This is a genomic window from Enterococcus sp. 9D6_DIV0238, assembly GCF_002174455.2.
GTDB classification, from domain to species: domain Bacteria; phylum Bacillota; class Bacilli; order Lactobacillales; family Enterococcaceae; genus Enterococcus_L; species Enterococcus_L dunnyi.
The window spans coordinates 2553257-2570453 of the sequence record NZ_CP147246.1; the positions used below are offsets into that span (position 1 = coordinate 2553257).

Genomic DNA, 17197 nt, shown 5'->3' on the forward strand with positions numbered 1-17197 from the left:
TTCTTCTTTCTATTGCTGTTTATTTTTAAAACGCCAAACGAATCGCTTTTCTAGATAAATTGGGTACGTCATCAATAACCAAGCTAAACCAAAACAGAATCCGCCTAACACATCACTCGGGAAATGAACGCCGACATAAATCCGGCTGATCCCAATCAATAAGATACCGATTCCTAACAGAATTTGCAAGATCAAACAAAGCTTCTTGTTCTTGATAAATTGAGGAAGTAGAAAAATAAGTGTTCCGTAAAGAAGCATGCTTCCAGTCGAATGACCGCTGGGGAAGCTATAGCTGTGTTCTGATACTAAATGATCTAAGGTTGGACGTGGGCGCATGAAAACAAGCTTGATCAGCGGATTTAGAATTCCAGCCACTCCTCCTGTATTGATCAAAAGCCAAAGCGCTTCTGCATAATATTTCCCTCTAGCTAAAATAAATCCGATTGCCAAAGCTAAAATACCAACAGTCAATGGATCAGCAAATTTTGTATACCAAATAAAGAATTGATTCATTGAGGGATATGGAGCGCGTACAATAGCTGTGATCGCTTGGTCGAATCCATTTAGCCACATCGGATAAAATCGAACAACATAGCCTAAAAACATAAAGACAACTAAAAAGCAGCTGCCGGCAAACTGATAATATAATTTGTTTTTCATAAAAAATCCTTTCTCATATACGTAATGCTCATTATAACATCAAACAATTAAGAACACAGCTTAGAACAAGAAAAATGAAGGCTGCTTTAGAACTTTTTAAGCTCTAAAGCAGCCTTCAGCGAATCATTTGATTATTCATCGTCCTCAGAATCAACAGGTCCTTCAATTGAAATATCACCAGAATTTGACTGAAGCTCAAACACTCTTGACCCTTTTCCACGTTTAAATGATGAACGCTCCTTACCAAAGATCGTGCTGTCACCTAACTGTGTTTTTGAATGGATCGCAATATCATAAAGGATTTCGTCTGTGTACAGATTGATATCACCTCGCTGGGTCGTAACATTCAACAGTTTAGGAATGTCTGATCCGTATAGATCAAAGCTGCCATTTGTATTTTTTATAGTGGCTTCGCCTTTCAAATTACTGGCATTGATATCACCATTCATTGTTTCAATAGTCGAAGTTCCTTTCACTGATTCTAGAGATATGTCGCCGGATGTAGTGATTGCAGACCAATTCAACGCAGCGAAATCATTGAGGTTGATATCTCCGTTAGTTGTCTTAAATGTAGCTTTATCTGCATGAACGTCTGTGTAGACATTTAAGTAACCATTTGTTGTCTCAAGAGCTAGTTTCTCAGTATTGAGACTGTTTGCATCAACATCAGCATTATCAGTTTTAACAGTGATATTCTTTGCGTTGATTCCTGAAAGGTTGATTCTACCAGAAGCTTTGCCATCAACGATAATTCGTTCAGCATTGTCTGGAATCGTTAAAGAAACAGATGATCCTCTGTCAAAACTAAAAAAATCAAATTTCATGCTGCCCAGCTTCTTTTCATCCCTGTTTCCATTAGCTGAAATGAGAAGCTGTCCATTTTTCTCGTCAACCTTTAGCGCACTTTTTATTGAAATAGGAGCATAGCTGCGTGTATTCATCACAACTTTATTTGTGCTTTCAGTACTGATATAATATTCTGCATTTCCCGCAAGCGACAAATGGATTTCTTTTAGATTTTCATTCTTCTTAACGGTATAACTTTCTTTTTTTGTATCCGTCATGGATTGCTCAGCGCGTCTAAAGTAAACTGCACTGCCGATCCCGCCTATAATCATCGTTACTACACCAATCGTTAGAAAAAAAGCAGTAGTCTTTTTCATATCATATATCTCCCCTTAAGACACGTATATTCCATAGCATATACCGTTTTAATACTTTGCCGAAAAATCTTGTTAATGGCGCTAAGATCAGCAGACCGATAATACCTGCACCGCAAAGAAAGACACTAACAAACATTTCGAACATTGATGCATCATTCAAACCGGTAAAAATCGAAATCCCGCCTAGAATTGGAGAAAACAAGAAAAGAATTGCTGCAAACCAACCAGAAAAGAGAAGCATAGCAAAGCTGAATATAAACCAAAACATTAAAAGAAAATTTAATAAAATAACACCAGATATCTGACAAAAACGGACGAATCCATTATGTTTTGGGCGCTCATATGACTGATAGGCTTGATCATATGGATGCTCCGCTGTTTCCTCATAATACTCATAACTTGTTGCAGGTGGAATTTCCTGCCAACCGTCACGCTCCAATCGCTTTTCAGGAACAGTGATATCAAATTCCTCTAAAATCTCTTCAGCGATCGTTCTAGGCTTTCCTAGATCTTTGGCGATTTCTTCTTCCATTTCTCCATTCGCCAGCCGCTCATCAAATATATTATCGTATTTTTCTAAGATAAAGGCTTGCTGTTGTGCCGTCAATGGTTTCAAATAGATCTTTAATTCAATTAAAAAATGCTCTTTATTCATCCTTTTTCCCCTCACTTTATTAACCAATCGGATTACTTCCTCTTCACTATAATTTCTTTTGCAGTCAATAACAAGACTTTGCGAAAAAAATCAGCCTAAGGTAAAGAGGGATATCAGACCTGAGACCTAGATTTTGCAGAGAAAAAAATTAGGGTATAAAATGAGTAAAAGATCCCAAAAAAAGAAAGGAAAAAAGAACATTTAAATGATCGGACGGAGAAGTATATATTAAAAAAATATTCTATTTTCAGCTGAAAAAGGGTATACTATAATTCAAGGTATACTTTTTTAGAAAATTCGGAGGACTTACTATGGAGAAGTACAAACTATCGAGAAAAGAGCGGAGGAAAGCCGAACAAAACAAGCTTGCTGCCGAACAGTTGAAAAAAGGTACGACTGTCTTAAGCTCAGCAATCGTTGTTTCATCGATTGCCGCGCCGATTGCAGCACCTAAAATTGCAGAAGCAACGGAAGAACAAACACCAAATGCTCAGATCAGTTACTCAGAGACACCTACACATACAGGAGACGTTCAATCACAAACGACGACTGACCCTAACGATTCGATGACAGAAGACACTCAGGAAACATCTTCAAGTGAAGAAACAACTGAAACAACAGATTCATCAGAATTAAATACATCAGAAACAACTCAAGGTACTGAGGAAACAACAACTGAAACAACAGAAGATCTGACTGAAACAACTGATTCTTCTACAGATGAGGCTGATGCTCTACCAGAAGTATCTTTACGTTCCTTTGCAGCAACGACAAGAAGCATTAGTCCAAGTGCGTTTATTGCAGAAATTTCCGGACATGCTCGTTCTGTAGCTTCAGCAAACGATTTGTATGCTTCAGTGATGATGGCTCAAGCGATTCTTGAAAGTGATTGGGGCAGAAGCACATTATCTGCTGCACCAAACCATAACCTGTTTGGAATCAAAGGCAGCTATCAAGGACAGTCAGTTACGATGCAAACCTGGGAAGTCTATAACGGACAGTGGGTTCAGGTGAATGCTGCATTTAGAAAATATCCTTCCTATTCAGAATCATTCAGCGATAATGCCTATGTGCTGAAAAATACGTCATTTCAATCCGGCGTTTATTATTATTCAGGTGCATGGAAAAGTAATACCAATTCATACAGAGATGCCACTGCATGGCTGACAGGACGTTATGCAACAGATCCAAGCTATAATACAAAATTGAATAATATTATTACGACATACAATTTGACACAGTATGATACACCAGCAACTGGTGGTAATACGGGCGGAAACAATAATAACGGAAATACTGGCGGCAATACAGGTGGAAGTTCAGGTAATACCGGCAACACAGGAAATACAAGCAGTCAAAATGTGACTCATACAGTAAAATCTGGAGACAGTCTTTGGGCCTTGGCCGCTCAATATGGCACATCTGTCGCAAATATCAAAAGCTGGAATGGATTATCTAGTGATATGATCTATGTTGGTCAAAAATTGATCGTCAAAAAAGGCTCTGGAAGTACAAGTGGCGGAAATACTGGCGGTAATAGCGGCTCGACAGGCAATACTGGTAATTCCGGCAACACGAGCACATCAAATACGTACTATACAGTAAAATCTGGTGATTCACTGTGGGCAATCGCAAATGCGAATGGCACAAGTGTTGCAAATATCCGTCAATGGAATAATTTAAGTGGCGATATGATTTATCCAGGTCAAAAGTTAATTGTCAAAAAAGGTTCTGGAAATACGAACAGTGGGAATAGTGGTTCGACAGGAAACACTGGCAACTCAAACAATTCTGGCAACACAGGTACTTCAAATTCCACGTACACAGTAAAATCCGGTGACTCATTATGGGCAATCGCAAATTCAAATGGTGTGAGTATCGCAAACTTACGTCAGTGGAATAATTTAAGTGGCGATATTATTTACCCAGGTCAAAAATTGATTGTGAAAAAAGGTTCTGGGTCTGCCAGCAGCAACAATAACTCATCAAGTAATACAGGTAGCTCAAGTACTAACTCTGGTTCAACAACTGGTTCTTACACAGTAAAATCTGGTGATTCATTATGGGCGATAGCGAGTGCAAACGGTACGAGTGTTGCCAATCTGCGCCAGTGGAATAATTTGAGCGGAGATATGATCTATCCAGGTCAAAAATTGATTGTCAAAAAAGGCGGTAGTTCAACAAGCTCATCTTCTTCATCAAGTAATCAAGGGAATACCCAAAGTGCAGGCGCGCATAAAGTGAAAAGCGGCGATACTTTATGGGGACTTGCTCAAAAATACAATACAAGTGTTCAAAAAATCAAACAGCTGAATGGTTTATCCAGTGACGTGATTTATATTGGTCAGCAATTAAAAGTTAAATAAAACAATTGAATTTCTAGTAGAAGTTTGATAGTATGAGAACACATAATTGATTCATAAACAGTGAAAAGGAATAGTAGAAAGAACCATGTTTTAGAGAGCGTATGGCTGGTGAAAATACGTACAGAAGCTTTTGAACTCGCCTTTGAGTTATTTTACTGAACAAATGAAAGAAGTACAGGGGAACTCTGTCATTTCTTTTCATTCTAATTAAGTAAGATCGGTGACGGCCGTTATAACGTTTGAGGCTTGTATAATACAAGTGAACTTAGGTGGTACCACGTTGCTTATCAAACGTCCTATAGGAAATATTTCCTATGGGACGTTTTTGTTGTGAATCACTACGACTGGCTTCGCCAGAGTAGATGATGAACAATACTTGGCGACCAAAGGGAGCGAAGTTACCGTACTAGTGAATCACAGCACTTCGATCAGAGGAAAGGTTAGAGACTGCGCACCTGAGAAACAAAAGCTAAAAAATCGACCTTATCAAAGCCGATGATGCACAATACATGGCGACCAAAGGGAGCGAAGTTACCATACTAGAGAATCACAGCACTTCGATCAGAGGAAAATTTCAAGAGCTACATACCTGAGGAACAAAAGCCAAAAAAATTGGCAACATCAGAGCTGATGATAGAGAATAAATTATGTGGGAAGCACAAATCTTTTACAATCTGGCTCTGCAGACTGATCGAATCATATTTTTCAAGGACAAAAGCACGACCACCAGTTAAAAAAGGATAAAAAAGTTATTTATAAATAGGAGGAGAAAACATCGTGAGTTACGATCACAAGAAGATTGAAAAAAAATGGCAAAAATATTGGGCGAAAAACAATAGCTTTATCACCCACGATGATCCAAACAAAAAGAAATTTTATGCACTGGATATGTTTCCATATCCATCAGGTCAAGGACTGCACGTAGGACATCCAGAGGGCTATACAGCTACAGATATTTTATCTCGGATGAAACGAAGCCAAGGATATAGCGTTTTACATCCAATGGGATGGGATGCTTTTGGTTTACCAGCAGAGCAATATGCGCTAGATACAGGAAATGATCCAGCTGAATTCACAAAGAAAAATATTGAAACCTTTAAACGTCAAATCAACTCATTAGGTTTTAGTTACGACTGGAATCGTGAGATCAATACGACTGATCCGGAATATTATAAATGGACACAGTGGATTTTTACTAAGCTGTATGAACATGGTTTAGCTTATGAAGCAGAAGTTGCAGTAAACTGGGTACCTGAACTTGGAACAGTTATTTCTAACGAAGAAGTGATCGATGGCAAAAGTGAGCGCGGCGGATATGATGTCGTCAGAAAACCAATGCGTCAATGGATGCTGAAAATAACGGCTTATGCAGATCGTTTGTTAGATGATCTAGAACTAGTGGACTGGCCGGAAAGTATCAAAGATATGCAGCGTAACTGGATCGGTCGCTCAGAAGGTGCGAATGTTACCTTTAAAGTAGATGGAACGAATGAAGAATTTACTGTTTTTACAACAAGACCTGATACATTATTTGGTGCAACCTATACGGTGTTAGCTCCAGAGTTAGCATTAGTAAAACAAATAACTACACCAGAACAAAAAGAAGCTGTTGAAGCTTATATCGATGCTGCATCGAAAAAATCTGACTTGAATCGAACGGATTTGGCCAAAGAAAAAACTGGCGTCTTTACGGGTGCGTATGCAGTAAATCCAGTTAATGGTGCGAAAATCCCAATTTGGATCGCAGATTATGTACTGGCTTCATATGGAACGGGAGCAATCATGGCTGTTCCGGCACATGATGAACGTGACTATGAATTCGCTAAAACATTTGGTATCGAAATCATTCCAGTATTAGCTGGTGGAAATATTGCAGAAGCAGCATTCACAGGAGATGGTACTCATATCAACTCAGGCTTTTTAGATGGTTTGAATAAAGAAGAAGCCATCGCTAAAATGAATGACTGGCTGGAAGAAAATCAAGTAGGGAAAAAAGAAATCAGTTATCGTCTACGTGACTGGTTGTTCTCACGTCAACGTTATTGGGGTGAGCCAATCCCGGTGATCCATTGGGAAGATGGCACAACAACCACTGTACCTGAAGAAGAATTACCACTAAGATTGCCAAAAACAGACGACATCAAACCAAGTGGTACAGGAGAATCTCCTTTAGCTAACATCACTGAATGGGTCAATGTCGTTGATCCGGAAACAGGTAAAAAAGGTAAACGGGAAACCAATACTATGCCGCAATGGGCCGGTAGTTCATGGTACCATTTGCGTTATGTTGATCCGCACAATAAAAAAGCACTTGCTGATTATAAAAAATTGGAACGTTGGTTGCCTGTAGATATTTATATCGGTGGAGCGGAACATGCTGTATTGCATCTACTATATGCTCGTTTCTGGCATAAATTCTTGTACGATATCGGGGTAGTGCCTACTAAAGAGCCTTATCAAAAATTGTACAACCAAGGAATGATTCTAGGCCAAAGCTTCCGTGATAGCCGTGGCGCTCTTGTTCCTACAAATATGGTCGAAAAACGGGATAATGTTTGGGTGAACATCGAAACAGGAGAAGAGCTGGAAGAAGCACCGGCAAAAATGAGTAAATCATTGAAAAATGTGGTGAATCCTGACGATGTCATTGAAAAATATGGTGCGGATACTCTTAGAATGTATGAAATGTTCATGGGGCCTTTAGATGCATCGATTGCTTGGAGCGAGAATGGATTAGAAGGCAGCCGTAAATTCTTAGATCGTGTATGGCGTTTGATCGTTGATGAGGATGATAAGATGCGTGATCGGATCACAACGGTCAATGATGGTCGCTTAACAAAAGTCTATAACCAAACAGTGAAAAAAGTTACGGAAGATATGGAGAATCTGCATTTCAACACAGCTATTTCTCAATTGATGGTTTTTGTGAATGAAGCGAATAAAGTTGATGTATTGCCTTATGAGTATATCGAAGGTTTTGTTCAACTTTTAGCGCCAATTGCGCCTCATATCGGTGAAGAACTTTGGGCAATCTTAGGAAATGAAGAAAGTTTAACGAATGCACCGTGGCCAACATATGATGAAGCAGCCTTAGTTGAAGATGAAGTTGAAGTCGTATTCCAAGTCAATGGAAAAGTTCGAGCAAAATTAAATGTTCCTAGAGGAATGAGTAAAGAAGAACTGGAAGAAAAAGCATTAGCGGCTGAAGAAATACAATCGTTTATTGAAGGAAAAACAGTTCGTAAAGTGATTGTCGTTCCTGAGAAGCTAGTGAATATCGTAGCGAATTGAGTAATAGAGTAAAATCAATAAAAAAGGTCTTGTTTAACAAGGCTTTTTTTATTACTAAAATAGGAATGGAGGGATAGAAATGAAGGTAATCAGTCATATGACATTCATTGTCCATGATTTAGAAAAAGCAACACAGTTTTTTGAACAAATTTTTGGTGCGAAAGAAGTCTATTCCAGCGGAGAAACAACATTTTCGATTGCTAGAGAAAAATTTTTCCTGATCGGAGATCTTTGGATCGCAATTATGGAAGGTGAACCGCTGCCGACAAAAACATACAATCATATCGCTTTTAAGATTGAAGAAGCAGATTATGAGTTGTATTTAGAAAGAATCGATCGATTGGGATTAGAAATAAGAAAAGGTAGAATGCGTGTCGAAGGAGAAGCTAACTCCATTTATTTTTACGATTTTGATAATCATCTGTTTGAGTTGCATACGGGGACATTAGAGGAACGCTTAAAACAGTACCAAAAAAAATAAGTGCGCATTGAAGAACTTCATGATACAATCAATGTATCGATTAAAAAGGTGGTGAATAAGTACGATGGTCAACATGTCAAAAATAACAGCAAGCAATTCATTTATGTTAATGTATCTGGCTTTTTGTCATGTCATTATTTCCAATTTTTTATTCCAAGGCACAAGTGTGTCCAATTTAGGATAATCAATTGAATAAAACAGACCATTCAGACTTATTTACTTAAAGAGTATTCATGATTAAATAACAAGTCGGTGTTAGAAGCATTAGCACTTACAATAGTAGATGACTGTGAAGGTTGAACAAAAATTGTTCAACTTTTTTTGCTTACTTTAAAGTAATGTTCGGAGAAAAATAACTATCTAGAGACTTTTTTGATTTTTTGAATACCGTTTAAAAAATAGAAAATTCAAACCTCAAAGTATAAGCAATCATTTTGTTGATCTGTCTGAATGGCAGAAAGAGGGAAAAATGTTAATACAATTACAAAATATAACTAAAAATTACGGTGGTGTTCCATTATTTGAAGCACTGAACCTGCAAATCGACAAAGGAGAGAAAGTTGGATTGATCGGCAGTAATGGTTCGGGTAAGTCAACACTACTAAAAATAATCACGGGTACCGAATCCCCAGATCTAGGAACTGTCAGCCGTAAGAAAAACAGTAAGATCGGCTACCTAAATCAAATTCCAGAAGCAACAGAACAAGAGGTGAAGCATTATTTATTAGAAACGTTTTCTGCTTTACTTGAGATTCAACAGCAATTGAGTTATTTAGAACAGAAAATGACTGAACCAGAATGTCAATTGGAACAAATTTTAGCTCGATACGGACAAAAACAAGAAGAATTCACTCAAGCGGGCGGCTATGAAATGGAGAATCGTTTAACGATGATCGCAAATGGTTTAATGATCGCTCATCTTTTAGAGAAAAAGGTTTCTGATTTGAGTGGTGGAGAATTAACGATCGTAGCATTAGCAAGAGTTCTATTACAGGAGAATGAGCTTGTTTTATTGGATGAACCGACCAATCATCTTGATGCACAAAGGATCTCGTGGTTGGAAGGATATCTAGCCTACGAAAAGACTGCATATCTGATCGTTTCACATGACCGTTTCTTTTTAGATAATGTTGTTCAAAGAGTCATTGAGTTGGAAGATGGACGAATTCTTGAGTATAAAGGTAATTATTCAGCCTATAAAAAACAAAAAGATGAACAGCTCGAGAAGTTGAGAAAGGACTTTAATGAGCAGGAAAAAGAAGTGAAAAAATTAAAACAGTCGATTCGCCGTTTTCGACAATGGGGTCATGAAGGAGATAACGAGAAGTTTTTCAAAAAAGCAAAACAGCTGGAAAAACGGTTGGAAAAAATCCAAACAATCTCTAAACCAAAAGAAGAATCAAACAAAATTGGGAAGAATTTCAAAGAAACAGACCGTTCAGGGAAAGAAGTGCTTTTATTTAAAGGTGTCAGCAAAAGTTATGGTGATCAGTCTTTATTTACTCAGCTTGATTTCTCATTATTCTGGCAAGAACGTGCTGCTGTTATTGGGGAAAATGGTGTTGGTAAAAGTACTTTACTCAAATTGGCCTTGGACATGGAAAAGCCGGATGATGGCGAAATAAGACATGGAACAAATCTTAAAATCGGCTATTTATCTCAAGTTATTGACTACCAAAAGACAAAACAGACCATCCTCCAGCATTTTAGTGAGAGCTGTTCGCTATTGGAACAAGAAAGTCGCCAGATTCTGTCTAAATATTCATTTTATAAGGACGATGTGACGAAACAGGTTCGCTTTTTGAGTGGTGGTGAAAAAATTCGCCTAGAATTGGCTAAGCTGATGTACAACGAAGTAAATTTTCTTGTATTAGATGAGCCAACGAACCATTTAGATATTGAAACTAGAGAAGAAATCGAAGAGATTTTACAATTATTTAAAGGAACGTTGCTTGTCGTTTCTCATGATCGTTTTTTTCTACAGAAAATGTTTACTACATTTTTTGTGATTGAGGGAAAAGAAATCAGAAAAATAGAAGGAAGTTATATAGAAATCCTAAGTTAATATTTAAAGTGAATTGGCAAGAGATAAAGAGGAGGTAATCCCACTTTATCTCTTCTTTTTAATTTTTTTTTTCACTTTTTGAGCTAAAAGAGAATCGTTATAAAAATAGAAAGAAAAACATAATAAAAAGTTTTGATGATTAAACTTAAAGTTTTATCAAAAACAAATGTAATTATTCAGAAAAAATAAAGAATAACGAAATTAAATTGATATTAATTAGAAATTACAATACAATGATAGTTATAGTAGATTCGTTATAGTTTTGTTTTTTTACAAGAGTAAAGGAGGCAATCGTGAAAAAGAATGTATCGCATGTCTTGATTTATTTTTTGATTCTGCTGATTTTCCCAAGCGATTGGTCCTACGCTTTAGAGGCAGAACCAATACAAGATAAGGAAGAAATAATTACGGAAGAAACTGCTGGATCTTCGGAGCATACAGAGCTATCTTCTGAATCAGCTGACCCTGATTTGGATGAGCATTCAGAAGAAAGTAGTGAAAATTTACCTGTAGATAAAGTAGAAAATAAAGAAATAAACGACAAAAATTTAGAAGAATTTCCATCAGATGATGTTGAATTGGATCAGACAAAGATTTCTCGGGCTGCTGTGCAGGCAGAAGATGGTTTTTGGCTAGTCGATTCAGCTACAACGCTAACAGAGTATTTGAAGGATAGTCAAAAATTAAAATTTCGTCTAACGAATGATCTAAATTTGGGAACTTCGGCTTTTCAATTGAAATCAGGAATGATCATTGATGGAGCAGGGTATACGATCACCTATAATAAAGCAGGTACAGCTGCTCAAGGCTTTTATACTAATCAGGCAGATGCTGTAATTGAGATTCGAAATACGCAGTTTGGTAATCCTGATGGCTCAGGAGCGGTTGGGTATTATGGTATCGTTACTGGCTCTGCTACAAATGTCACACTTATCTATGACTCTATTTCCTACTATTCAAATAATGGACAGATGATCTATAACCCTAACGGTTCGGTCATCATGAGAGGGAATAATACGATCGATCAAAAAGGAACGAGTACATACTCCCAAGAATGGGCAGAGATCAATTATGTAGAAATCGAGAATGGACAAACAACTATTGAACATTCATCGAATCAGACAAGTGCGTTTATTTGGTCGACAGGAACTGCTTCAGGAAATCCTCATGCGAATACCTCGCAAATTGTCGTAAGAGAAAACGCCAAGCTGGATATTAAGACAAACAGCAATATGACTTATGGGACGCTTGCTCCAAGCTATATTGTTGAGAAAAATGCTGTTTTTAATCTGGATAAGGTGACTTTGGCAACAGGCGGAACAAGAAATCAGTTTTTTTATTCATCACAAACACAGCCGGTCAATTTTTCATTTCAGGAAAATGCCAAGGTCAATTTCATTTTACCGCTGCCGATCAACCTAAATACTTCAAAAGGAGGTATGGCAATCGGCAAAGATGCAGAAGTCTCGATCGATGTAGCCAGCGGGGCTATTTTTACAACAGGTTCATCTAGCTCATTCGCTGTGACAATGGATCACTCAAAGAAAGTTGCTTTTTCCAGCACTAGTGCAGGAACGCTTGGACTAAACGGAGCTAGTGGTGTAAAGAACTTAGGTTTTACTAGTGACTATTTACAAAAGGTTGAGACTTTTACAACAAATACAGCTACTTCACCGACGCACGAGATATTGAAACAAGCCTCTGATTTGAGTGTGCAAGGAGCTAATTTTACGAATCTAGCTAGCTCACCGGACCCTTTTGATACTCAAGAAATTGCGGCGTTAAAAGGCGCACAAAAAATCGTTTTTAGCGCATTTGTCGATGTGGCTGACCAATTAAAGCTTACAACAGCGAATGAAACGGCGACATCCGTTACGCTAAAAGGGACATCATTTAACAATGGGAGCCCAGCGTCTAAGGTCAAATTTTATTTATTTACCTCTATAGAAGATTTAAATCAACCGGATAAAGCGAAGCATATTTTATCATTAGACTCTTTTGATGATCAGCAAAATACGATGCTTGAGTCTGCTTATCAAGTGACAGCGACAATGCTAAATCCGAATACAAATTATTGGGCTCAAATGGTTGTGATCAATCAAGCAGGACAAAGTCAATTTTCAGAGTCAGTGTTAGTTACTACAAAGCCGCAATTGGAAAGCCTTGAAGCAAATGTTACAACCACATCAGCGGTTATAGAAGGAGTGCTGTCAAGTGATACAGGCTACTGGACAGATTACTCTTCAGGAGAAGAATCAGGTGTTGGCGGGCAAGCTGCGTATTATGGCGGAAATTATCAACAAGTACAAGTAGAATATAGTACTGATAAGGAATTTGCAGCAGAGGATACGAACGTTCAACTGGCCGATTTATCTGGAGACAAAAATCAGTTGTTTAGAACTAAACTTAAAGGATTAAAAGCAGAAGTGACCTATTATGTACGAGTACGTGTTATTGGTCTTTCTGGAGAAGAAGTGATCTTGGCGTTGGATCCGTTGACCCAATTTACTACCATAGCAGAGATCATCAATGTGGAAGTGCCGATCGAAATGAATTTTCAAACGAGGAACAAAGATCTCGGGACAGCTCAACAAGGACAAATCACTTCGCCGAATTATGCAGTTGTCAATAAAGGCAACACACCGACAAAAATCACGTTAACTAATTTGACGAAGGAAAATGCCGACGCTAGTCAGCTTCAGCTTTTAAGTGATCTCTCAGGAACTGAGGGAACTGAAGAATTGGCCTTGAAGCTTTTGGTTGAAGCTAATCAGATTTCGACCCATTTTTTAACAAGTCAACTTGCGAGCCAGCCGCAAACGATCGGTGAACTAAATCCTAATGAACACCAAAGCTTAAGGTTAGAAGGAAAATATTTTAATCCTGATAGTACCGCGTCATTTCCGCAATATAAATTGACGTTCAAAGTCGAAAAAAATGAAGAATAAGAGGATATCTATGGAACAACAAAACCAGAAGAATGAAAAGAAAAAGAACAAACGAATCCTGCTATTATTATTGCTGCTGCTTTTAGCGGCAGCAGCAGGTGGTCTCTATTACTATTTTTCAAATAAAACCGAACCTGTTCAAGTCGTTTCAGGAGATTATTTGCCTGATAGCAAAGGGGCAAAAAAAATGACCGATGCAGAACTCAAGGCAGCGGAACAAAAAGCTGTGGATGAAAGTAAATTCAACATGGTCATCAAATCAGTCGCAGTCTTTGAAACAGGGGAAAGTGAAGGCAGTCTTTACATTCAAAATCCAGTTGAAAATGGCTATCCGATCAATGTCGTCATCCGTTTAGATGAAACCGGTGAACAAGTTTACTCATCAGGAGCTATTCAGCCTGGCTATGAAATAACCAGTGCAAAGCTTGATAAAACATTAGCTAAAGGGGACCATCCCGCAACTGCGACATTTGATATCTACGATGCAAAAACCAAACAAAAGCGCGGACAAGTTCAAGCAGGAATTACACTCCAAATCAACAATTAATCACGAGTTTAACAGAGGATTCTGTTAAAAATAAATTATCACACACATAGAAGGAGAAACCAATATGAAGAAAACCAATTTATTAGTAGCAGCAGCGATGCTAAGTTTAAGTGTAACTGGTCTGACAGACACAGCATTAGCACAAACGATCGATGGAGAAAATTCAGCTGATGTGATCATCAACGGAACGATCGGTAAATTAGATAATACAGATCCAGATACAAACATTCCAGAAGGTTCTGATGAATGGATCAACGTCACTGTTGACACAGCAACTGCTTTCCACACAACAACAGCTAGCGCACATAAAAACATCGAATCAGCGGATTACAGTATTGTAAATAATTCTGGGCGCGGCGTAGCTGTGACTCTGAACACAATTGCAGGAACACCAACGTATGTAGACACATTGACGATCAATGCAAAGGGCACAGGATTAGCTAATACGCCTACTGCTACTAATTTAGTTGCAAGTAAAGCACTTGTTGATCTATCAAGTTCACCTGTTTGGATGACATTGGCAAACAAAGATGGTCGTCTGAATATCGATACGGATGCAGCTTCTGCATACGCAAATTCAGCAAAATTCTATTACACAGGTACAACAGTAGATAACTTACCAGCTGATGTGGATCAAACGGCTACGGCTGAAAATTACACATTGACATTGAAATTCACATCGATTCAAAAAGATGGGACAACACTTGGTGTGACACCATAAGGAATTAAAGGTCGTGATGAATGATGAAACAATTTAGTCTTTCGATCGTCACATGTATTCTTTTGATAGGCTGCAGCTTTAATTTTCCATTGCCGACACAAGCATCTGAAGCGGATATCCAAATTCGCGGAACAGTTGGCAGTGAGAGGCAAACGGAGATAGAACAGTCATCGAAAGAATCAGAAGTGCAACAAGAGCTTGCACAACCAAAACAAACACACATAGCATTAAAAAAATTTCCCAACACAGGTAACAAGGCAAATAACTTAGCATCAGTAGGTTTTCTCCTATTAACGATTTACCTGTTGCTATTGGTAAGGGAAGCACATAGAAAACATGATTAACTAAATGCATAGAGAAAAACCAGAAGAATCAACTGAAATGTTTCTTCTGGTCTTTCTCTTTTTTTGAATGAAGATGGATGAAAGAAGCAAGGATTGACAGCGTTTTCCAGTAATGTTATGATTGATGTAATCAATGGAATGTAACTGAATTTTTCGGGCATAACCACGATATAGCAAAGAAGACACTTACGTTGTCATTTTTTCTATGTTGTGGTTTTTATTTTTTGATGTATGAAAGGAAAGAAACTGCAGCTAGGCTAAAGAGAGTAAGACAAGAAAAAAAGTAAGGAGAAATGGCGAATGAGTAAATCAGGATTTCCAAAAAATTTTTTATGGGGCGGCGCAACAGCAGCAAATCAATATGAAGGTGGTTACTTATCCGGTGGTAAAGAGCTAAGTACATTGGATGCGATCACAGGGGGCAGTCATACAAAACCAAGAATGATCACTTATAAAACCAAAGAAGGAAAGGTCGAAACTTGTACGAGAGAGCAAGCGCTACCAGAAGGTGCGATCGGTTATGTAGATCCGGAGCAGTATTACCCAAGTCATGTGGCAACTGATTTTTACCATCATTATAAAGAAGATATCGCATTGTTTGCTGAAATGGGCTTCAAGTGTTTCCGATTGTCGATCGCTTGGTCAAGAATTTGTCCAAAAGGTACGATGGAAGTTAATGAAGAAGGACTTGCTTTTTATGACAAGGTATTTGATGAACTCTTAAAATATGGGATCGAACCAGTTGTAACGATCAATCATTTCGATATTCCGATGTATTTAGCTGATGAGCTGGATGGCTGGTCAAGTCGTAAAGTGATCGATTATTTCTTGTTCTTCTGTGAAACACTATTTAAGCGCTATAAAAATAAAGTAAAATACTGGATGACATTCAACGAGATCAACTTTTTACGCAGCTGGACACAAATCGGTATCCATAAAAATGATAAACAAGCCAAGTATCAAGCGGCACATCATTTATTTGTAGCAAGCGCTAAAGCAGTGACATTAGGACATGAGATCAATCCAGATTTTCAAATTGGGATGATGGTTGCCTATATTCCGAGCTATCCAATGAGCTGTAATCCAGAAGATGTGATGGAAGCGATCCAATTTAATCGTGAGCAGGAATTCTATATCGATGTTCAAGTCAAAGGCTATTATCCTGCACACAAGTTAAAAGAATACGAACGGGAAAATATCGATATCAAAAAAGAAGCGGGTGACGATGAGATCATCCAAGCGGGGACGGTTGATTATATCGGATTTAGTTATTATATGTCGACTGTTTCAGCTTCTAATCCAGAAGAAGTGAAATACGTAGGCGGCAATCAAATGCCGGCTGTTAAAAATCCTTATTTACAAGAATCTGATTGGGGTTGGGCCGTTGATCCGTTAGGTTTACGCATTTCTTTATGTAAGCTGTATGATCGTTATAACGTACCTTTGTTTGTTGTTGAAAATGGCTTTGGTGCTGTTGATAAAATAGAAGCAGATGGGACTATTCAAGATGATTATCGTATTGATTACTTCAGTAAACATATTGCTGCAATGAAAGATGCGATTGAATTGGACGGTGTTGATTTGATCGGTTACACACCGTGGGGCTGTATTGATTTAGTGAGTGCGGGAACAGGTGAAATGAAAAAACGTTATGGTTTCATCTATGTAGATATGGACGACGAGGGAAATGGTACGTTAGACCGTTCTAGAAAGCAGTCGTTTTACTGGTATAAACAATTGATTGCTGCAAATGGTGAGCAATAGGAATAAATCCTTTAAAAGATATGAAGCTTAGGGGCAAGGGGTTGTTTTATATTGCTTGGACCACCATGTAATAACGATTAAAGACTGAGACAAAAGAATAGGCCTCTTAAAAGTTGTACGTAGATTAATTATTTAGCTGACTGGTGTGAATTCGGTATCGAACTGGACTCATACCAGTCAGTTTGTTTTTTA

At 38.0% G+C, this 17197-nt stretch carries 12 protein-coding genes and 1 other annotated feature; of the genes, 9 read left to right on the forward strand and 3 right to left on the reverse strand.

Going from position 1 to position 17197, the window contains the following annotated elements:
* Positions 1–9: 9 nt before the first annotated feature.
* The 3 genes from A5889_RS12015 to A5889_RS12025 form a co-directional block, all read right to left on the reverse strand.
* The gene (locus A5889_RS12015) at positions 10–660 is read right to left on the reverse strand and encodes a phosphatase PAP2 family protein (protein ID WP_087642106.1); all 651 of its coding nucleotides are present in this window, start codon (positions 658–660) and stop codon (positions 10–12) included.
* A 131-nt stretch (positions 661–791) separates the two neighbouring features.
* Entirely contained in the window at positions 792–1823 is a 1032-nt protein-coding gene (locus A5889_RS12020) for a DUF4097 family beta strand repeat-containing protein (protein ID WP_087642107.1), read from the reverse strand.
* 1 nt (position 1824) lies between these two features.
* On the reverse strand, positions 1825–2478 hold the full coding sequence (locus tag A5889_RS12025) for a DUF1700 domain-containing protein (protein ID WP_087642108.1): 654 nt from the start codon (positions 2476–2478) through the stop codon (positions 1825–1827).
* 311 nt (positions 2479–2789) lie between these two features.
* On the opposite strand from A5889_RS12025, the gene A5889_RS12030 reads away from it, so the two are divergent.
* The 9 genes from A5889_RS12030 to A5889_RS12070 all read left to right on the forward strand — a co-directional run bounded on the left by A5889_RS12030 (position 2790) and on the right by A5889_RS12070 (position 17005).
* On the forward strand, positions 2790–4844 hold the full coding sequence (locus tag A5889_RS12030) for a muramidase family protein (protein WP_087642109.1): 2055 nt from the start codon (positions 2790–2792) through the stop codon (positions 4842–4844).
* A gap of 51 nt (positions 4845–4895) precedes the next feature.
* Positions 4896–5146: a binding site (T-box leader), on the forward strand.
* 475 nt (positions 5147–5621) lie between these two features.
* On the forward strand, positions 5622–8135 hold the full coding sequence (gene leuS, locus A5889_RS12035) for a leucine--tRNA ligase (RefSeq protein ID WP_140405351.1): 2514 nt from the start codon (positions 5622–5624) through the stop codon (positions 8133–8135).
* A gap of 79 nt (positions 8136–8214) precedes the next feature.
* The gene (fosX, locus tag A5889_RS12040) at positions 8215–8616 is read left to right on the forward strand and encodes a FosX/FosE/FosI family fosfomycin resistance hydrolase (RefSeq protein ID WP_087642111.1); all 402 of its coding nucleotides are present in this window, start codon (positions 8215–8217) and stop codon (positions 8614–8616) included.
* 469 nt (positions 8617–9085) lie between these two features.
* Complete coding sequence (gene abc-f, locus A5889_RS12045) at positions 9086–10681, forward strand: ribosomal protection-like ABC-F family protein (RefSeq protein WP_207114643.1); 1596 nt, start codon at positions 9086–9088, stop codon at positions 10679–10681.
* 293 nt (positions 10682–10974) lie between these two features.
* Entirely contained in the window at positions 10975–13629 is a 2655-nt protein-coding gene (locus A5889_RS12050) for a hypothetical protein (RefSeq protein ID WP_087642113.1), read from the forward strand.
* A 10-nt stretch (positions 13630–13639) separates the two neighbouring features.
* A complete protein-coding gene (locus tag A5889_RS12055; protein ID WP_087642114.1) occupies positions 13640–14176 on the forward strand; it encodes a hypothetical protein in 537 nt (178 codons plus the stop codon).
* Between the two features lie 64 nt (positions 14177–14240).
* The gene (locus A5889_RS12060) at positions 14241–14897 is read left to right on the forward strand and encodes a hypothetical protein (RefSeq protein ID WP_087642115.1); all 657 of its coding nucleotides are present in this window, start codon (positions 14241–14243) and stop codon (positions 14895–14897) included.
* A 20-nt stretch (positions 14898–14917) separates the two neighbouring features.
* A complete protein-coding gene (locus A5889_RS12065) occupies positions 14918–15241 on the forward strand; it encodes an LPXTG cell wall anchor domain-containing protein (RefSeq protein WP_087642116.1) in 324 nt (107 codons plus the stop codon).
* Between the two features lie 300 nt (positions 15242–15541).
* The gene (locus A5889_RS12070) at positions 15542–17005 is read left to right on the forward strand and encodes a glycoside hydrolase family 1 protein (RefSeq protein WP_087642117.1); all 1464 of its coding nucleotides are present in this window, start codon (positions 15542–15544) and stop codon (positions 17003–17005) included.
* Positions 17006–17197 lie beyond the last annotated feature (192 nt).

Excerpts from the sequence above, each read along its gene's own strand:
- A5889_RS12025 (WP_087642108.1), bottom strand. The coding sequence starts at position 2,478 with ATGAATAAAGAGCATTTTTTAATTGAATTAAAGATCTATTTGAAACCA.
- A5889_RS12065 (WP_087642116.1), top strand. The coding sequence starts at position 14,918 with ATGATGAAACAATTTAGTCTTTCGATCGTCACATGTATTCTTTTGATA.
- A5889_RS12070 (WP_087642117.1), top strand. The coding sequence starts at position 15,542 with ATGAGTAAATCAGGATTTCCAAAAAATTTTTTATGGGGCGGCGCAACA.
- A5889_RS12055 (WP_087642114.1), top strand. The coding sequence starts at position 13,640 with ATGGAACAACAAAACCAGAAGAATGAAAAGAAAAAGAACAAACGAATC.
- abc-f (WP_207114643.1), top strand. The coding sequence starts at position 9,086 with ATGTTAATACAATTACAAAATATAACTAAAAATTACGGTGGTGTTCCA.
- fosX (WP_087642111.1), top strand. The coding sequence starts at position 8,215 with ATGAAGGTAATCAGTCATATGACATTCATTGTCCATGATTTAGAAAAA.
- A5889_RS12015 (WP_087642106.1), bottom strand. The coding sequence starts at position 660 with ATGAAAAACAAATTATATTATCAGTTTGCCGGCAGCTGCTTTTTAGTT.
- A5889_RS12060 (WP_087642115.1), top strand. The coding sequence starts at position 14,241 with ATGAAGAAAACCAATTTATTAGTAGCAGCAGCGATGCTAAGTTTAAGT.
- A5889_RS12020 (WP_087642107.1), bottom strand. The coding sequence starts at position 1,823 with ATGAAAAAGACTACTGCTTTTTTTCTAACGATTGGTGTAGTAACGATG.
- A5889_RS12030 (WP_087642109.1), top strand. The coding sequence starts at position 2,790 with ATGGAGAAGTACAAACTATCGAGAAAAGAGCGGAGGAAAGCCGAACAA.